This window comes from Erythrobacter sp. CCH5-A1 (assembly GCF_001557115.1).
Taxonomy (GTDB): domain Bacteria; phylum Pseudomonadota; class Alphaproteobacteria; order Sphingomonadales; family Sphingomonadaceae; genus Erythrobacter.
In genome coordinates, this window is the sequence record NZ_LSKQ01000231.1 from 47,826 (window position 1) to 65,609 (window position 17,784).

General features: G+C 68.6%; 12 protein-coding genes. 3 read left to right on the forward strand and 9 right to left on the reverse strand.

What is annotated here, in order from left to right; all coding sequences use genetic code 11:
- Positions 1 to 128: 128 nt before the first annotated feature.
- Positions 129 to 3,731, forward strand: coding sequence for an autotransporter outer membrane beta-barrel domain-containing protein (locus tag AX708_RS14115; protein WP_066526020.1), 3,603 nt, complete (start codon positions 129 to 131; stop codon positions 3,729 to 3,731).
- 85 nt (positions 3,732 to 3,816) lie between these two features.
- Here the strand turns inward: AX708_RS14115 and AX708_RS14120 are convergent, their stop codons facing one another.
- Together AX708_RS14120 and AX708_RS14125 are read right to left on the reverse strand one after the other, a co-directional pair.
- Positions 3,817 to 4,470: a hypothetical protein gene (locus tag AX708_RS14120; RefSeq protein WP_066526018.1), complete on the reverse strand. Its 654-nt coding sequence runs from the start codon at positions 4,468 to 4,470 to the stop codon at positions 3,817 to 3,819.
- Positions 4,460 to 4,672 (reverse strand): helix-turn-helix transcriptional regulator, encoded by a 213-nt coding sequence (locus AX708_RS14125; protein WP_066526015.1) that lies wholly within the window; start codon positions 4,670 to 4,672, stop codon positions 4,460 to 4,462. Before AX708_RS14125 ends, AX708_RS14120 begins: the two co-directional genes overlap by 11 nt.
- 214 nt (positions 4,673 to 4,886) lie before the next feature.
- On the opposite strand from AX708_RS14125, the gene AX708_RS14130 reads away from it, so the two are divergent.
- Positions 4,887 to 5,486: a lysozyme gene (locus AX708_RS14130; RefSeq protein ID WP_066526011.1), complete on the forward strand. Its 600-nt coding sequence runs from the start codon at positions 4,887 to 4,889 to the stop codon at positions 5,484 to 5,486.
- Positions 5,487 to 5,517: 31 nt separating this feature from the next.
- Here AX708_RS14130 and AX708_RS14135 read toward each other — a convergent pair whose 3' ends face one another.
- From AX708_RS14135 to AX708_RS14150, 4 genes are all read right to left on the reverse strand, one after another.
- Positions 5,518 to 9,744 (reverse strand): translocation/assembly module TamB domain-containing protein, encoded by a 4,227-nt coding sequence (locus AX708_RS14135; RefSeq protein ID WP_066526010.1) that lies wholly within the window; start codon positions 9,742 to 9,744, stop codon positions 5,518 to 5,520.
- Positions 9,744 to 12,029: an autotransporter assembly complex family protein gene (locus AX708_RS14140; protein ID WP_066526009.1), complete on the reverse strand. Its 2,286-nt coding sequence runs from the start codon at positions 12,027 to 12,029 to the stop codon at positions 9,744 to 9,746. The genes AX708_RS14135 and AX708_RS14140 overlap by 1 nt, the downstream gene beginning before the upstream one ends.
- Before the next feature lie 43 nt (positions 12,030 to 12,072).
- Positions 12,073 to 12,918 carry an arginyltransferase gene (locus tag AX708_RS14145; RefSeq protein WP_066526006.1) on the reverse strand — a complete coding sequence of 282 codons (846 nt, stop codon included), beginning with the start codon at positions 12,916 to 12,918 and terminating at the stop codon, positions 12,073 to 12,075.
- Positions 12,919 to 13,141: 223 nt separating this feature from the next.
- Positions 13,142 to 14,404, reverse strand: a complete 1,263-nt coding sequence (locus AX708_RS14150) for a threonine ammonia-lyase (RefSeq protein WP_066526004.1) — start codon at positions 14,402 to 14,404, stop codon at positions 13,142 to 13,144.
- Positions 14,405 to 14,554: 150 nt separating this feature from the next.
- Here AX708_RS14150 and AX708_RS14155 point away from each other — a divergent pair, with 150 nt between their 5' ends.
- Complete coding sequence (locus AX708_RS14155) at positions 14,555 to 16,210, forward strand: amidohydrolase (RefSeq protein WP_066526001.1); 1,656 nt, start codon at positions 14,555 to 14,557, stop codon at positions 16,208 to 16,210.
- Here the strand turns inward: AX708_RS14155 and tatC are convergent, their stop codons facing one another.
- Genes tatC through AX708_RS14170 form a run of 3 tightly spaced genes read right to left on the reverse strand, consistent with a single transcriptional unit; the run spans position 16,211 to position 17,774 of the window.
- Positions 16,211 to 17,020, reverse strand: a complete 810-nt coding sequence (gene tatC / locus AX708_RS14160; RefSeq protein WP_066525998.1) for a twin-arginine translocase subunit TatC — start codon at positions 17,018 to 17,020, stop codon at positions 16,211 to 16,213.
- Entirely contained in the window at positions 17,013 to 17,492 is a 480-nt protein-coding gene (tatB, locus tag AX708_RS20030) for a Sec-independent protein translocase protein TatB (protein WP_082745419.1), read from the reverse strand. The genes tatC and tatB overlap by 8 nt, the downstream gene beginning before the upstream one ends.
- A 45-nt stretch (positions 17,493 to 17,537) precedes the next feature.
- The gene (locus AX708_RS14170) at positions 17,538 to 17,774 is read right to left on the reverse strand and encodes a twin-arginine translocase TatA/TatE family subunit (protein WP_066525996.1); all 237 of its coding nucleotides are present in this window, start codon (positions 17,772 to 17,774) and stop codon (positions 17,538 to 17,540) included.
- Positions 17,775 to 17,784 lie beyond the last annotated feature (10 nt).

Consider the following 17,784-nt stretch of genomic DNA (forward strand, 5'->3'; position numbering starts at 1 on the left):
ATGTAAGAAAGCCACGCCTCAACGAAATGTTAAGTCGCGATTGTGTCGCAAAAATCTCGCGTTAGAGTGTCGCACATCGCGGATTCTCGCGTCAGAAATTTTCCATTTTTGAACAGGGTAGAGAAATCATGAGCAAGCATGATCGCCGGGGTCGCCCGGCGCTGTTGACGGGTGTGGCCATGCTGGGTCTGGTCGCGGGTGCGAGCGGCGCACAGGCTGAAGAGCTCGCCGTTGCCGAAACCGCGGTCCTCACCCCTGTCGCGCCGGAAGCGCACTCGGGCGACAGCGATCAGACCGCTCGCCTGCTTGCCGACGCCGCCGAGGCCGCGGCGCTGCGCCAGAACGCGTTCACCTATCAACAGCAGACGATCCTTCGCCCCGACGAGGCCGAGATCGATCCCAACATCCTGATCGCCCTTCCCGGCTCGCCGACCACCGCGCGCGATCCGGTCAACATCACCGGCGTTGGCCAGATGATCGTCGAAAACGGCGTTCCCGGCACCGGCTCGCTGGGCCTGTGCACCGGCTCCCTGATCAATCCGCGCACCGTGCTGTTCGCCGCGCACTGCATCAACAGCCGCGCCGCGACCGCCTATGGCTCGAACTCGGGCGGCGTTCCGATCGGCTTCGGGTTCGAGACCAACCTTCGCGCCAACGGCCCCGGTCAGGTCGACGAACTGGTGCGCTGGATCTTCGGGTCCGGTCCGGATGCGACCGGTCGCTACCAGACCAACACGGCGCAGGCGTTCTACACCGTCGACTCGGTCGCCTATAATCCGCTCTCGCTCGAACCGGACGCGCGCCGGTTCCTGTATGGCGATGTCGCGATCGCTGCGCTCGACACGCCTGCAGTGGGCATCCCGACCTGGTCGATCCTGCTTTCGCCGCTCCCGGCCCCCGGGACGATCACCGCTGCGACCGGCACCGGCTACCGTGTCGCGCTCGCGGGCTACGGCGGCAACGGCACCGGCACCAGCGGCACCTTCGCCATCGACTTCCGCCGCCGCGTCGCTGAAAACTGGCTGGGCGCGCTCGCCTCGCTCGCCGATTTCGAAGGTGCCGTGTTCGGCGCCGGATCGAGCGCCAACCTCATCCAGAACCTCTATTTCATCGACTTCGACGATCCCGCTCGCGGGACGCCGGCTGCCGCACGGCGTGATTTCAACGCCTTCCGCGACAATGCGCTGCCCAACGAGGGCACCACGGCCGGCGGCGATTCGGGCGGTCCGCTGATCCTCAGCCAGGCCTTCACCCGCCAGCTGGTCATCGGCGTGCTTTCGGGCGGCTACACCCGCTTCTTTGCCGACCAGCCTGCCAACGGCTATGGAACCGTCAGTTTCTACCAGCCGCTCTATCTCTACTGGGACTGGATCGCGGCCAACAATCCCTACCGCTATGTCGGCGCCAATGCCGGCAACGGCAATTGGGAAGACCCTACCCGCTGGGTCTCGCTGACCGATCCCAACTACTTCATCCTCGGACCCAACGGCCAGCCGATCAACGGCGTGCCGACCATGACGGGTGAGCAGAACACGGGCACCGCCGGCAAGTTCGGCCAGGTCTGCATTCAGGGCAACACCATCGGCGCAATCGGCAACAACGTGTGCCGTGACGTTGCGACCGGCAATCTGATCAACACCCCCGGCGGCATCGGCACCGAGGGCAGCGAAGTCGTGGGCGGCTCCAACAACAACATGGGCAGCGCCAACATCTCGCCCGACGGCACGGCGACCAACCAGCCGGCGACGATGCAGATCGACCGCGAGCTGGCCCAGCCCGAGGCGCAGGCTGCCGCGCAGCCGCTGCCGGCGCCGACTATCGCCAACGGCCTGCCCGGTGCGACGAACTTCGTGCCGAACAACACGCCCGGCAACCGCCTCAACGGCGTGCTGCCGCGCTACTTCGACGTGACGCTCAGCAATGCGGGCACCACCACGCTCGGCAGCACCGTGACGATCGACCGCCTGACGGTGCGCAACACCGCTGGCCTGACGATCAACACCGGCGCGCGCCTCAACTCGCTGATCGACGTCACCCAGGCGGGCGGCACGGTCAACGTCAACGGCACGCTCTCCTCGGTCGGCGATTTCGCGCTGCTCGCAGGGATGCTGCAGGGCACCGGGACGATCATCGCGCCCTTCACCACCAGCGTCGCCGGCACGATCTCGCCCGGCACCATGGGCACGGTGGGCACGCTGAACTTCACCGGCAACCTCGTGCTCGCTTCGGGCACGGTGACGGTGATCGACGTGGCCGGCGCCAATTCCGACCGGATCGCGGTCACCGGTGCGGCCAACCTGGGCGGCACCGTCATGCTCAACGGCCTCACCGGGCAGGTCAACGGGCTCGGCCGCCAGTTCACCATCGTCTCGGCCACGGGCGGCGTGACGGGCGCCTTCTCGGCGCTCACGCTCTCGCCGATCCTGCGCCAGTCGTTCACCTACCAGCAGAACGCCGTGCAGGTGCAGGTGACCGCAGCAAGCTACAACACGGTGATCAATTCGGCTGATCCGGTGCAAGTGGCCTATGCCCGCCTGTTCGACCAGAACCGTGCCAACGGCGCACTGAGCTCGATCTACGCGCTCGACTTCGCCTCGACCGACACGATCCGCGACACCTTCACGCGGCTCGCGCCGGTCAACGAGCAGGCGGTCCGCTCGCTCTCGGCGCAAACGATCAACCTGCTGCAGAACTTCAACGATGCGCGCCTGCGCGAAGCGGACAAGGATCGCGCCGGGGGCAAGGTAGCGATCACCGGGCGCCCGCTCGATCTTGCGCAGATGAGCCTCTCGCCGGCCATGCAGCCGCTCGGCGGCGCGGTGATGGGCGCGCAGGAAGGCGCAGGCGAGACCGAAATGCGCGAGGCGAACCTGCCGGACAACGTCGGCATCTTCCTCGCGGGCGGCTTCGTCGTCGGCGAAGGCGCTTCGCTTCCCGGCTACGAGCCCGGCACGCAGCCCTTCTTCCAGTACCAGCTCGATCCGATGGATTACGCGGGCTGGTATCTGGCCGGCGGGATCGAGTTCTACCCGGGTGACAACACGATGATCGGGCTTTCGGGCCACTACAGCGACATCGATGCAGATGTGCCGCTGGCGCAGGAAGTCCGTAACACGACCTACGCCGCCTCGCTCTACATGCGTCAGCGCTTCGACAGCGGCGTGGTGGTCGATGGCCAGGTCACTCTGGGCAGCACCGGCTTCGATACGACCCGGCGGGTGACCTTCCTGAACGCCTTCCAGACGCTCGAATCGAGCACGGACAACCTGCTGTTCTCGGGTGCGCTCGGGGTCTCCTACGACCTCAAGACTTCGGTCGGCACGATCTCGCCGGGGATCGAGGCGCGCTATGCCAGCATCGACTTCGGCCGCGTGCAGGAAACCGGCGGTGCGCTGGCGCTGAGCATCGATCGCGACACCTACAAGAGCACGCAGCTGCGCGGCGGGTTCGACTGGCAGAAGCAGGGCAAGAACGTCCAGCTCAACGCCACCGCCCAGGTCGTGCGCGAGCTCGAGCAGGGCTCGCGTCTGCTGGGTGCGAACTTCGTCAACGGCACCGGTCCGAATGCGGCGTTCGCGATCGGCACGGCTGACCGGACCTGGGGTGAGGCCGGGGTCAGCGCGACCTTCGGCAGCGGTCCGGTGCAGGCCGGCATCGCCTTCGACACGACCATCGCGCGCAGCGATGCCGACACCCAGGTCGTCCGGGGCAACCTGACCTGGCGGTTCTGACACCCGGTCACGGGCATTGAAAAAGGGGCGCTCGCCAGCCGGCGGGCGCCCCTTTTGCTTGTGCGCCCCAAAGGACGCGCCGCGATCAGCGCGGCGTCAGCATCCCGCGGCGGCCGATCGCAATGAAGCTCGCCAGCAGCACAACCACATAGAACATCGTCAGCAGATCGAGCGGCGCCGGGGCGGCGGCATAGCCGAGATGCGCAAGCATCGCCCAGCCGCCTGCGAACAGAAGCATGAGCCCGTAGCTGATCGCACCGGCTTCGAGGTTGACCGCGACCATCAACTCGTCGCTCAGGCGATAGGCGGGGATGGAGATCAGTGTGCCGATCACCAGCCCGCCCGCACCCAGCGCTAGTGCGGCGGCCTGCGGCAGCGGACCATCGGGGGCGGCCAGGGCAAGCGCGATCAGCGCCCCGCCCCACAGCACCATCGCCGCGCCCGACAAGGTCAGGACCTTCTTCTGTTCGCGCAGCTCGTCCGCGTCCTCGACATTGAGGAAACGCGCGCCGACCTGCGGGCTCGCCGTGCCCAGCCCAACGCCGAGGCCGATGACAAGGTAGAGCACGCCCACGAGCGCAGCGGCCGTCGCGGATTCTCCGAGGCCACCCAGCGGTCCCTGGATCAAGTGCAACATCCCGAAGGCGGCGCAGTACCCAACCACGCCCCCGATGGCCATGCGAAACAGAATGCTGCGCAGCCCCCTCGTGGCGCCGGGCGACTTGTCTTCAATCATCATTTTCGGGCTCCCAGTGATCGATGAACAGATCCGGCACCGCCACCCCGAACAGGCGCGCCATGCGCAGCGCCAGCGGGAGCGAGGGATCATACTTGTCGGTCTCGACGGCGTTGATCGTCTGCCGCGAAACGCCGAGCCTGCGGGCGAGTTCGCCCTGGCTCCAGCCATTGACGTCGCGGTAGTGCTTCAAACGGTTTTCCACGTTAGCTTCCGACAGCATTTGGTTGATGGACTGCCCGGCTCCGGAGTTTCGCTTATCGCGAATCACCCCGCTGCCTGACAAGAGCTCTTTACAGACAAGAGCTCTTGTCAGTCAAGAGCTCTTGTCACCCCATGCGGCGGGTCGCACGAAACCGTTTTCCTACTCGCGCAAAACGTGCTGAATCGCGGGGCCTCACGCCTGACAGGAGGCCCCCATGCCCTACCAGCTCTCGACCCCGCTGCTCGCCTTGATGCGGCGGCTTGCCAGCCTTCCTCCGGTAGCGCGCGAGCCCGTTTCGCTTGCCGCGCTGCGCCCCGGGGGCAGCGCCGCTCCCCGCCAGATCAGCGCGGCCGGTATCGCCCTCGTGAAACGCTTCGAGGGCTGCGCGCGCCAGCGGCGCGACGGGTTGATCGAGGCCTATCCCGACCCCGGCACCGGCGCCGAGCCCTGGACGATCGGCTGGGGCGCCACCGGCGAAGACCGCTTCGGCGGCGGCAGTATCGGGAAAGGCACCTGCTGGACCCAGGCCCAGTGTGATGCCCGCCTTGCCGAGGATCTCGCCCGCTACGCCGCCGAAGTCGCCGCCGCGATCGGCAGCGCGCTCACCACCCAGAGCCAGTTCGATGCGCTGGTCAGCTTCCACTACAACACCGGCGCAATCCGCACGGCGACGCTGACCAAGCGGCATATCGCGGGCGACTATGCCGGGGCGACGCACGAATTCTCGCGCTGGACCCGCGCGGGCGGGCGCGTGTTGCAGGGGCTGGTCAGGCGCCGCGCGGCGGAAGCGGAATTGTATATGAGCGAAGGTTGATCGCACTCACGCCGCCCGGCGCACAACTTCCTCAATAATCGCGGGAAACCTGCACCAGCACCGAATCGCGCCCGATGGTCGACACCGTGCCGAGCAGCGCCAGCCAGCTGGTGATGCGGTATTCGACCTGGGTGGCGCTGTAGCCGCGCCCGTCGGTGATCAGCTCGACATAGATCTGCCGGGTGATGTTCTTGCCGATCGCGATGCCGGTCTGCCGCCCGGTCAGCGGGTCGGCGCTGACGATGCGCAGCTGGTCGAGCCCGATGGTGCGGCGCAATGACCCGATCGGATCGAGCCCCCCGCCCCCGCCCTGCAAGGCCGCCAGCGCCGCGGCGAGCTGCACCGCGTCGGTCGCCGACAAGGACGTCACCGACCCGCCGAACAGCAGCCGCGCGAGGATCTCCTCCTCGGGCAGCGAGGGATCGGACGAGAAGGCAATCGAGGGCGCCTGCGCATTGCCGGTGATGGCGATGTCGACATTGGTGCCGTTCTTGGCGGTCTCGGCAAGGATATCGAGCCGCGGGTTGATCGCCTCGTTCACGTCGAACAGGATCCGCCCCCGGGTGAGATCGAAGCGGGTGCCGGCGAAGGTGTAATCGCCGCGCACCAGCCGCGCGGTGCCACCGATGCGCGGGTCGGCGACCGTGCCGCGCAGCGCGATGTCGATGCCCCATTCGCTTTCCAGCCCCAGCCCCTCGACCGTCACGCGGCCGGGCGCGGAGGCATTGACGAGGTAGCGCCAGACGGCGTCGCGGCCCGAGGCCTGCGCCCGCGCGCGCCCGTCCTCGCCGTTGATCTCGCGCGTGGCGATGCGTGGCAGCGCGCGGTCCTCTGCGGCGTTGCCGAGCGCCCAGCGCGCACGGTCGACGCTCACGCGGCCCGCGATGGTGCCGCCGACGCCGTTCGAGACGATGCGCAGCGGCCCGGTGATGGTCGCCTCGAGCCCGTTGGCATCGAGCAGCCGGGCGTTCTTCACCGCCGCGCGCAGATCAAGCACGGGCCCGCGCACCCGGCTCATTTGCGCAAGATCGACCGTGCCGCTGCCGGTGACCGTGCCGCCGCCGGCCGTCTGCCCGGCAAAGCTCGCCAGTTCGAGCCGCGATCCGGCGAACCGCCCGCGCGCCTTGACGGCGGTGATGCGGGTGCCGGTGAGCGCGCTCTGCACGGTCATGTCGTCGCTCGCGACGGTGCCGATAATGCGCGGGTCGGCGAGCGTGCCGGTGGCGCGGGCATCGATCCGCACGGGCCCCGCAAGATCGAAGGCCTCGATCGCGGCGAGGCGCCACAGCGTCTCGGCCGCGCCGTCGAAGGCGAGCCGTGCGCCCAATCGCCCGCGCATCACGCGGTCGGCCAGCGCGCCGTCCGGGGCAAGGCCGAGCACCGCGAGCGAGACGTCGCCGCGCCGCTCCTCGCCCTCGAACATGCGTGCGGCGGCGGTCAAGCGGTCGGCGCGAAGGTCGACCACGGCGAGCACATTGACGGGCTTTGACGAGAGCACCAGCCCCGCCCGGCTGAAGCGCTCGATCCGCCCGCGCGCGCGCGCCGTAGGCGCTTCGCGGCCCGTCTGGCTATAGTCGATGATGCCGGTGAGCCGTCCGCCGAGGCCGAGGTCCGCGCCCGCCAGGTCGAGCAGGCGCAGCGGCATCTTCGATAGCTGGAGGTTTAGCCCGGTCGTGCCGCCGCCGAAGCGCCCTTCAGCAATCGCAAAGCCGCCGCCGAAGCCGATCTGGGTCGGCGCGAGGCTCCACCCGCCCTCTTCCTGCGCGCTCAGCACCGCGCGGCGCGGCATGGTGATCTGCGCATTGCCATATTGCCCGCGCGCCGCCGCGGCGATCTGGTTCGGGGCGACATTGGCGTCGAAATTGAGCGCGAAGCGGTCCGCGCGCCGGCCCGAAATCTGCCCCGTGACCTTACCCCGCCCATTGGCGACGGCGGCCTTGGCGGTGAGATTGGCGAGGTAGAGCCCGCCATATTCGAAACCGCTCGCGGTGATGTCGGCATCCACGGTGGCGCTGCCGTCGGCGTAGCGGCCGGCGGCATTGATATCGGCGCGGGCGATGGTGATCGGGGTCGTCCCGCCGAAGCTCGCATTGCGCGCGGCCAGATCGACCGCGAAGCCGATCGCGCCGCCACCTTGCGGGCGGAAGCTCGCCGTGCCGTTCACCCCGCCGCCCGCCAGCCGGAGATCGCCCGAGACGCCCTCGTTGAGCAGCACGACCTCGCCCGTCACATTGGTGCGGTAGACATTGAGGCGATTGATCGCGATGCGCGTGGGCGCGTTCTCGGGCAGGAACAGTTCGAGCGCGCCATCAAATGCGCCGAGCGTCGACTGGCCCTCGACATCGAGCCCGAAGCCCTCCTCGCTGGGCGCGAGCGCGATGCGCACGTCCTTGAGCCCTGCCGCCGGATAGGGATCGGCCAGCACCAGCACCGCGCGCGGGCCGTCGGCGGCGATCTCGGCATCGAAGCGGAAGGGGCCATATTGCGCCTGCCGCCCGTTTCCGGCGAGGACGGTGCGGGTGACGCCGCCGCCGGTCACCACCTTGCTGTCGAGCTTGGCCGTCAGGCGCGGGGCGGTGACGGTGGTGTTGCGGAAGATGATCGGCTGGCCCGCGCCCATCCCGAGCTCGCCCTTGAAGCGCACCTGCGGCCCCGCGAGGTTGACGATCGTGGCATTGCCGATCCGGCTCAGCACCCCGGCGAGATTGGCGCGCAGGCTCCACGGCACGGCGGGGCCGAACTTGGCGAGGATCTTGGCATTGGCCGTGACCTCGCCTGCGCCCTCGACCCGCAGGCGGCTGGCGGTCACCGGCCCGGCGATGGCATAGGCGCCGCCGGGGATGTCGCCTGCCAGCGAGAGCTGGGCGCCGAGGCCCGGGAAGGCGATCTCGGTCCGCTCGGCCGCGAGCGCGCCCTTGGCGAAATCATAGGTCAGGAGGCCGCTCGCCCGGCCCTTGACCAGCCGCGGATCGGCCTGGGCGATGCCGGTCGTCACCCGCTCGGCGGTGAGCGCGAGGGGGAGGCGCAGCACCGATCCATCGAGCCGCGCGCTGCCCGATTGCGCGAGGCCGGTCGCGGTGACGCCCGAGGCAGCCAGCCGCCTGACCGCGATCTCGTGCTTGATGCCGAGATCGTCGAACTCGCCGGTGAGGTCGGCCACCACAGCGCCGCCCTCGATCCTGAGGTTCTGCCCGAAGAGGTCGGGATCGCGCAGCGCCAATCGCGCCCGCGCGCCCTCGACCACCTTGTCGGCGAGGTTGGCGACGCCGCTCACCCGCGCATCGAGCCCGGAGGAGACCGCCGCCGCGCGCCCGTCGATCACGCTGTCGGCCAGCGTGAAGCTGGCCGCGAGCGCCGTGGTCTCGCCCAGCGCGCGGCCGAGGATGGTCGCGTCGGCAAGCCCGGCGCGCAGCTCGCCGAGCACGCCGTAGCGGCCCGCGTCATTGGTGATGCGGAAGGCGGCGACGGGGGCATCGTCCTCGCCGTCCGCAGCCCGCGCCACCGCCGCGCCGCGCCAACGCTTCCACGTACCGTCGCCCACAATCCGCGCCGAATAACCCCGGTCGAGCTTCGCCAGCCCGACCAGCACGCCGCCTGCCGGGGCGAGCGCATCGCCCGAAAGCTCGAACCTGTCGCCATCGGGCTCGGCATCGAGCAGCAGCGCGAAACGGTCGCGCGCGCCCAGCCGCGCATCCGCGTCGATCAGCGCGCGGCCCTGGCGGATGTCGACCTTGGCGGTGAGATTGGCCCGCTCGTCGCGCGGCGTGGCAAGGCCCTTGGCGATGGTCAGGTCCTCGACCACCAGCTTGTCCACCCGGATATCGAAATCGGGCAATAAAGGCGCGTCCGGGTCGCCGGGGAGCAGTTCGGGCAGCCGCGTCAGCCTGCCCCGCCGGGCGGTGACCTCGCGGATATCGAGCCCGCTCCACAGCCAGTTCAGCGGCCGCCAGTCGAGCCGCACTTCGGGGATGGTGAGGAAGGCGCCCTTGGGGTCGCTCACGGTCACCTGCCGCAGTACCGCCTGCCCGTAGATATCGCCCTCGATCCGCCCGACGGTGAAGCGAAGGCCCGAGGCGGGGGCAACGGCGGCAATCTGGTCGGCGATGAAGCGCTTGCCGATCGGGGTGGCGAAGAACAGCGCGGTCAGCAGGAACGGCGCAAGCAGCAGCCCGAGCGCCCAGCCCGTCCGCTTGCCCCAGCGCCGCCGCGCCGATGGCGCAGGCGCCGTCACCGCTCCGGGGTCCCCCGCGCCCGCCATCAGAACGCCTGCCCCAGGCTGACATAGACCACCACCGGGCTGTCGAATTCGGTCTTGTTGAGCGGGGCTGCGACATCGACGCGGATCGGGCCGAAGGTCGTCTTGTAGCGGATGCCCAGCCCTGCGCCGAAGCGGATCTCGTCGAAATCCGGGGTCGATCCGCGCGCCACCGAGCCGCCGTCGACGAAGGGCACGACTTCGATCGCGCCCCCGAACAGCGGGGTCGGAATGCGCGCCTCGAGCGAGAATTCGACCAGCGAGGCGCCGCCCGTGGGATTGCCGAGCGCATCGCGCGGGCCAACGCCCTGAAAGCCGTAGCCACGCACCGAGGCCCCGCCGCCGCCGTAAAGCCTGCGTGAAGGCGCGATGTCGTCGATCCCCGCCCCCTGGATCGTCGCCGCCCGCACACGCCCGGCCAGCACCAGATCGCCCAGCGACTGATAATAGCTCGCATCGGCCTGCGCGCGCAGGTAGAAACTCTGCGCCCCGCTGCTGCGCGAAACCTCGGGCGCGAGGAACAGGGTCGTGCGCCAGCCCTCGCTCGGATCGAGAAGGTCGTCGCTCTCGTCGAGCGTCACGCTGCCGAACAGCCCGCCGATCAGATAGGCCTGGCGCGGCACCACCACGCCGGGCGCGCTGCGGACATTGCGGTTGCGCTCGTCGGTATAGACAAGCTCGCCGCCGATCTGCCAGCTGACCGGCTTCTGGAACAGGATGTTCGAGATCTTCTCGAAGGTCGCGCGCACCCCGCCGCCGCGCGAGTCCACAGCCTGTGTCGTTATGTCGCTGGCGAAGGCATCCACCGTCAGCACCTGGTCGCGGCCAAGGAAGTTGTTGCGCCTGACCCCGACACTGCCGAGCATCTCGCGCGTGCCGAGGATACCGCGCAGCCGCAGGGTGCCTTCGGGCGGGAAGAGGTTGCGGTGTTCCCAGCGACCTTCGACCTTGAAGCCATCCTCGGTGCCGTAACCGATTGCGCCCGCGATGGTGCGCAAGGGCGCGCGCTCCATTTCCACGTCGAGCACGACCTCGCCCGGCTGACCCTCCTGCGGCGCACGGGTCTCGCGCGGGGTGACGGTGACGCTCGAGACGAGCCCGGTGGCGATGATCGCGCGCCTGAGATCGGTCTCGAGGCTCTGCTGGAAGGTGTCGCCCGGATCGAAACGGGCGATGCGCGCCAGGTGCTCGCCCGAAAGGAAGCGCGGGTCGTTGCTGACCACAGCGCCGAACACATATTTGCCCTTGGGATCGACCGCGAGGGTGAGGTCGCCCTCCTGCCGGGCGTGGTCGATCAGCAGCTGCGGCTCGTCCACCGCGGCAAAGGGATAGCCGCTTTCGCCCAAGGCGACGCGCAATTCCAGCTCGCGCTCGACGATGCGGTCGGCATAGAGCGGATCGCCGGTCTTGATCCCGAAGGCCTCGATCAACCGGCTGGCATCGGGTTCGGGCAGCGCAGGAAGCCGGCCGAGATCGATCGCACCGAAGCGGTAGCGCGGCCCGGGGAGGATATCGAAGCGCACGCTCGGCTCGCGCGATGCGGCCTCGGCCTCTTCCTCGCCGGCAGCCTCACCCGCGCGCCGCCCGCCAGAAAGCTGGCGCACCACCTCGCCATCGTAATAGCCGTAGGTGCGCAGGATATCGCCGAGCAGCTCGGCATCGGCGCGCGCGCGGGCAGCGACCTGCGGGGCGGCTTCGACACCGTCATCAAGCTCGCGCAGGGTCGAGAGGTCCCTGAAGCGGTCGACGAATTCGTCCTTCTCGGGGAAGGCTTCCTCGGCAGCCGGGAGCGCGAGGACCAGCGTGCTGCTGACCCGCGTCTCGGCAAGCTCGGGCGCGGCAGCGAGCACGGGGGCCTCGATGCTGGCCAGCGCTTCGATCTCGGGATCGGGCGGCAGTGGCTGGGGATCGGGAACCGCGAGCTCGGCAAAGGCGGCCTCGCTATCGGACGGGGCCGCGCTGTCGGGGACGGTGTCCAGCCCGGCAAAGGCGGCATCGAAGGCGGGATCGGGGGCGCCTGCGAGCGGATCGGGCAGTTCGTCCACGGGCACCGGATTGGCAACGCCGCCAGCGGCCCACGCCTCGGGATCGGCGAGCGCGGATTCGGGGATCAGATCGTCGAGTGAATCCGGCACCGGCTGCGGCTCGGGCGCGGCGGGAGGGGGAACGGGGGGCGCTTCGCCAACCGGCTCCTCCGGCCGGCTGGCCTGCGCCGGTCCCTCCTGCTGCACGGCAAGCGACGCCGCCGCGACCGGCGCGCCGTTCAGCGCCAGTACGGTGTGACCCAATCCTGCGGCAATGGCGAGACCGAGCGAGAGACGCTTGTCCGTCTCAGGTCGCGGGGAACTTGACAGGCTGGCCATCCTTGCCGCGCGCGCCGGCGAGGCTTTCATCCTGCGGCCGGCGCGGCGCTGTCGCTGCGGCGATCAGGCGATGCTGTTCGCCCTCCTCCATCAGCTGCCAGCCCTCGCGCGTCAGGCGCTCGAGCGGGCGATAGCGGACCTTGTATTGCATGCGCGGCGAGCCCTCGACCCAATATCCGAGATAGACGTACGGCAATGCCTCAGCTGCGGCGCGGCGGATATGATCGAGGATAATAAAGTTGCCGAGGCCAGCGCGTTCGGGGTGATCGGGCTCGTAAAAGGAGTAGATCATCGACAACCCGTCACCCTGCCGGTCGGTCAGGCAGGCACCGACCAGACGGCCGGGTTTGCCGTTGGGGCCCGGCTCGCGATATTCGGTGACGACGCTGGTGACCGGCGTGTGCTCGATCATGTCGGCGTAGTCGAGCTCGTCCATCGCCGACATCCCGCCATCTGGGTGACGCTGGCCGAGATAGCGGGCGAGAAGTTCGAACTGCTCGTCGGTCGCCCAGGGGCGGCATTCGGTGACGATAAGGTCGCTGTTGCGCTTCAGATCACGCTTCTGCGTGGCCGAGGGCTTGAACTTGCCCGCCACCACCCGCACCGAGACGCAGGCCTGGCAATCGAGGCAGGAGGGGCGATAGGCGACTGTCTGGCTGCGGCGGAAGCCGATCCGGCCCAGCGCCTCGTTGAGCTGGTCCGCATGCGGCCCCTTCAATTCGGTGAACACCTTGCGCTCGCTGCGGCCCGGCAGATAGGGGCACGGCGCGGGGCTCGTCACGAAGAAGCGGGGGAAGCGGATCGGTGCCGTCACGGGTGGGGCCTGTCCCTTGTGTCCATGGCCACGCGCGTGAATCGCGGGTGGGCGAAAGTGTTAAGAAAATCTTATGCCCACACCTTCGCTCCGGTAAAAGTCCCTTAACTATGAAAATGTCGCGAAAACGACATGGGTGTGCCGAGCGCCGCGGCAAACCCCGCCCGCAATGGTGCAAACCGGAACAAATGCCCGGCAAGCGTTCAGCGATTGTCGCGGAAACTCAGCCGAGTTCGACCAGCTGCACCGAATAGCCGTTGGCACGCAGGCCCTCGACCAGCCGCTCGACCTGCTCGGCGTCGCGCGCTTCGCATTCGATGTCGGTGATCAGGCCCTTGGCCGGCAGCGTGGTAAAGATGCGCTGGTGGTAGATCTCGATGATGTTGACGTTGTGCTCGTCGAACAGGCGCATGACCCGGAACAGCGCGCCGGGGCGGTCCTGCAAGGTGATGCGCAGCCGCGCGAGCCGGCCCTGCCGCGCAAGGTCGCGCAGCAGCACGTTGGCAAGCAGGCGGGTGTCGATATTCCCGCCGCACAGCGCAAGGCCGATGGTCTTGCCCGCAAAGCGCGCCGGATTGCGCAGCACCGCAGCGAGCCCCGCCGCGCCCGCACCCTCGACCACGGTCTTCTCGATCTGGAGCAAAAGCGCCACGGCCTTCTCGAGCGCCGGTTCATCGACCAGCACGATGTCGTCGACCCGCTCGGCGATGACCTTGGAGGTGAAATCGCCCGGCACCTTCACCGCGATGCCTTCCGCGAGCGTATCCCCGCCGCACGGCAGGCTCGCGCCCTTGATGCGGTCGAACATGCTCGGGAACAGCCCGGCCTGCACGCCGACTACCTCGATCTTCGGATTGATCGCCTTGGCAACCGTCGCCATCCCCGAAATCAGCCCGCCCCCGCCGATCGGCGTGACGATGCAATCGAGATCGGGGTTCACCTCGAGCATTTCGAGCGCCACCGTGCCCGCGCCGGCCGCGACATGCGGATCGTCGAAGGGGTGGACGAAAGTGAGGCCAAGCTCGCCTTCGAGCTTGCGGGCATGGGCATAGGCCTCGTCGAAGGTCTCGCCCTCCAGCACCACCTTGCCGCCGACGCTTTCGGTCTGCATCACCTTCACCGTGGGCGTGGTGCGCGGCATGACGATGGTGACCGGCACGCCCAGCCGGGTGCCGTGATAGCTCAGCCCCTGCGAATGGTTGCCCGCCGAAGCCGCGATCACCCCGCGCGCGCGCTGTTCCTCGTTGAGCAGAAGCAGCGCGTTCAGGGCGCCGCGCTCCTTGTAGGCCGCGGTGAACTGGAGGTTCTCGAACTTCAGCCAGATATTCGCGCCGGTGATCTGCGACAGCGTGATCGAGTGCATCATCGGCGTGTTGACCACCGCGCCCGCAATCCGCGCAGCGGCGGCGCGGACGTCGTCGAGGGTGAGGTCGGCCGGAGTGGCGGCGGCGCCCTTGGGGTTCGATGCGGTGGCTTGCGTCAACATGATCCCGAGGCGATTAGAGCCTCGGGCGCGCAAGGGCAATGTGGCTTGGCCCGTGGGCGCGAAAGGATTTCTGCGCGGGGGTGAAAGTTGGCAAGCGCGCGCGAAGGCGATAGGCACCGGCCTGACCCGCATTTCTGCCCAAGGATCGCCATGCTCCGCTTCGCTTCTGCCGCGCTTGCCGCCGTCTCCGCCCTCGCGCTCGCCGCCCCGGCGCTCGCCGATACGCTGGTCGACAATGTCGACGGGGTGACGATCGACGAGACCGGCAAGGTCAAGCGCTTCAGCGCGCTGGTGTTTGACGAGAACGGCACGATCACCGCGGTGCTGGATCGCGCCGACAAGCGCCCGCAGACCGATTACCGCGTCGATGGCGAGGGGCGGGTGATGCTGCCGGGCATGATCGATGCCCATGTCCACGTCATGGGGATCGGCTTCGGCGCGCTGACGCTGGATCTGTCGGACACCACCTCGCTCGAAGGCGCGCTCGCCAAGATCAAGGCCTTTGCCGAGGAGAACCCCGGCCGCCCGTGGATCATCGGGCGCGGCTGGAACCAGGAGAAGTGGGGCCTCGGCCGTTTCCCGACCGCCGCCGAGCTTGACGCGGTGGTGGCCGACCGTCCCGTCTGGCTGGAGCGGGTCGATGGCCACGCCGCCTGGGGCAACACCCTCGCGATCCAGACCGCAGGCGTCACCGCCAAGACCGCGGACCCCTCGGGCGGCAAGATCATCCGCGATGCCAAAGGCAATCCGGCCGGCGTCTTCGTCGACAAGGCCGCGCTGCTGGTGGAGAAGGACGTCCCCGCCCCGCGCCCCGAAGACCGCGACCTCGCGCTCGCCAAGGCGCAGGAGGTGCTGCTCGGCTATGGTGTCACCGCGGTCGCCGACATGGGCACCAGCCTTGCCGACTGGAACGCCTATCGCCGCGCGGGCGACAGCGGGCGGCTGGCGATCCGCATCATGTCCTATGCCGATAGCCACGCGACGCTTTCCACCGTCGCCGGGCCGGAGCCGACGGTGTGGCTTTATGACGACCGCCTCAGGATGGGCGGGATCAAGCTCTATCTCGACGGTGCGCTGGGATCGCGCGGGGCGAGCCTCAAGGCGCCCTATCACGACGATCCGGGCGCCAAGGGGCTGCCGTTCCTTACGCCCTCGCAGCTCAGGAACCTGATGAGCCTTGCCGCGATGGACAATTTCCAGACAGCGATCCACGCTATCGGCGATGCTGCCAATGCCGAGGTGCTGGGCGCGATCGAGGAGCTTTCGGAAAGCTACAAGGGTGACCGGCGCTGGCGGATCGAGCATGCGCAGATCATCGATTCCGCCGATCTTGCGCGGATGGGACGGCACGGGGTGATCGCTTCGATGCAGCCGCTTCACCAGACCTCCGACCGGCTGATGGCCGAGGCGCGGCTGGGGCCGGAGCGGCTGGCAGGGGCCTATCCGTGGCGCTCCGTGCTGACGGTGGGCGGCAGGCTCGCCTTCGGATCGGACGCGCCGGTCGAGCCCGCCGATCCCTGGGCCGGCATGGCCGCCGCGATCAGCCGCACCGATGCCAAGGGTGAGCCCTTCGGCGGGTGGTTCCCGCAGGAGACCGTGACGCGCGAACAGGCGCTTGCGGGCTTTACCGCGGACGCCGCCTTTGCCGGGTTCGCCGAAGGCCGCTTCGGCCGCCTGATCCCGGGCGAGCGCGCCGACTTCCTGTTCGTCGACCGTGACCCGCTGTTCGCCTCGCCGGAGGCGCTGCGCGCAACCAAGGTGCTGCAGGTGTGGATCGGCGGGGTGAAGGTCAAAGAGGCGGAGTAATTACTCCGCCGCAGCCGCTTCTGCCGCCTGCTCCGCCTCGCGCGCAGCCTTGTCTTCGGCGACCGCCTTTTCCTGCAAGCGCATAAGCACCAGCGAAGCCTCGAACAGCAGCAGCAGCGGCACCGCGAGAATGATCTGCGAGCCCGGATCGGGCGGGGTCACGATCGCGGCGATGATGAAGATGCCGACGATCACATAGCGCCGCGCCGCCACCATCTGGTCGCGGGTGACGATCCCGGCGCGGTGGAGCAGCAGCAGCAGCACCGGCAGCAGGAACGTCACACCGAAGCCGAGGATGAACTGCATGACGAGGTTGAGATACTCGCCCGCGCTCGGCAGGGCCTGCACCTCGAGCCCCCCCGCCTCGCCCCCGAACCCGAGGAAGAACTTGAAGGCGGTCGGCATGACGATGAAATAGGCGAGCGATGCGCCCGCGCCGAACAGCACGGGGGTGGCGAAGAGGAAGGGCAGGAAGGCCTTTTTCTCGCGCGCGTAGAGCCCCGGCGCGACAAAGGCCCACAGCTGGTTGGCGATCACCGGGAAGCTCACCATGAAGCCCGCAAACAGCGCGACCTTCAGCTCGACAAAGAACACTTCGGGCAGTTTGGTGAAGATCAGCTGGCCCTTGCCGTCGGGAAAGGCCTGCTTGAGCGGCCAGACCAGAATGCCGAGGATCTCGTCGGCGAAATAGAGGCACACCGCAAACCCCACCGCCAGCGCCAGCAGCGCGCGCACCACGCGGGTGCGCAGTTCGATCAGGTGGTCGAGCAGCGGGGCGCGGGTCTCGTCGAGATCCTGAATGCTAAACATTCTCGTCCCCCGTGTGCGGCTTTGCGGGCAGCATCGGCGGAGGCGGCGTTTCGGGCGCGGCATCGGGGGCAGGGCCGCCGACCGTCACGGTCGCGATCGGTGCCGGGGCCTTGTCGAACAGCGAAGGCTGCGGCGCAGGAGCGGCCGGGGGGTCCTCGACGATCCGATGCTCCGGCGGGTTATCGACCGGCGGCGGGCCGGTCATCACCGGGGCGCCGGCTTCCGCCTCGGTCAGCGCGGCGGAACGGCGCATGATCTCCTCGTTCTGCGCCTTCCACTTCTTTTCCATTTCCTCCAGCTCGGCCTCGCGTACCATGGCGTCGATGCCGGAGCGGAAATGGGCGGAGATGCGGCGCATCTTGCCGATCCAGCGACCGGCAGTGCGCATCGCCAGCGGCATGTCCTTGGGACCGATCACGATCACCGCGACGATCAGGATGACCAGCAGCTCTCCGGCGCCGACATCGAACATGAAAGGGGCGCCTCGGCTGTCGTCAGGAGATCAGGGGCGAAACGCTCAGGCGCCGGTGCTGTCGGTCTTTTCGGCCGGGGCAGCAGCGGGGGCTTCGACCGGTGCGGCGGGCGGCTCGATCCGCACGGACTTGGCGGTTTCCTCGGTCTCGTTGAGGCCCTTCTTGAAGCTCGAGATGCCCCTGCCGAAATCGCCCATCATTTCCGAAATGCGGCCGCGCCCGAACAGGACCAGCACGATCAAGAGAACGATGATCCAGTGCCAAAGCGAACCAAAACCCATTGTCTCAACT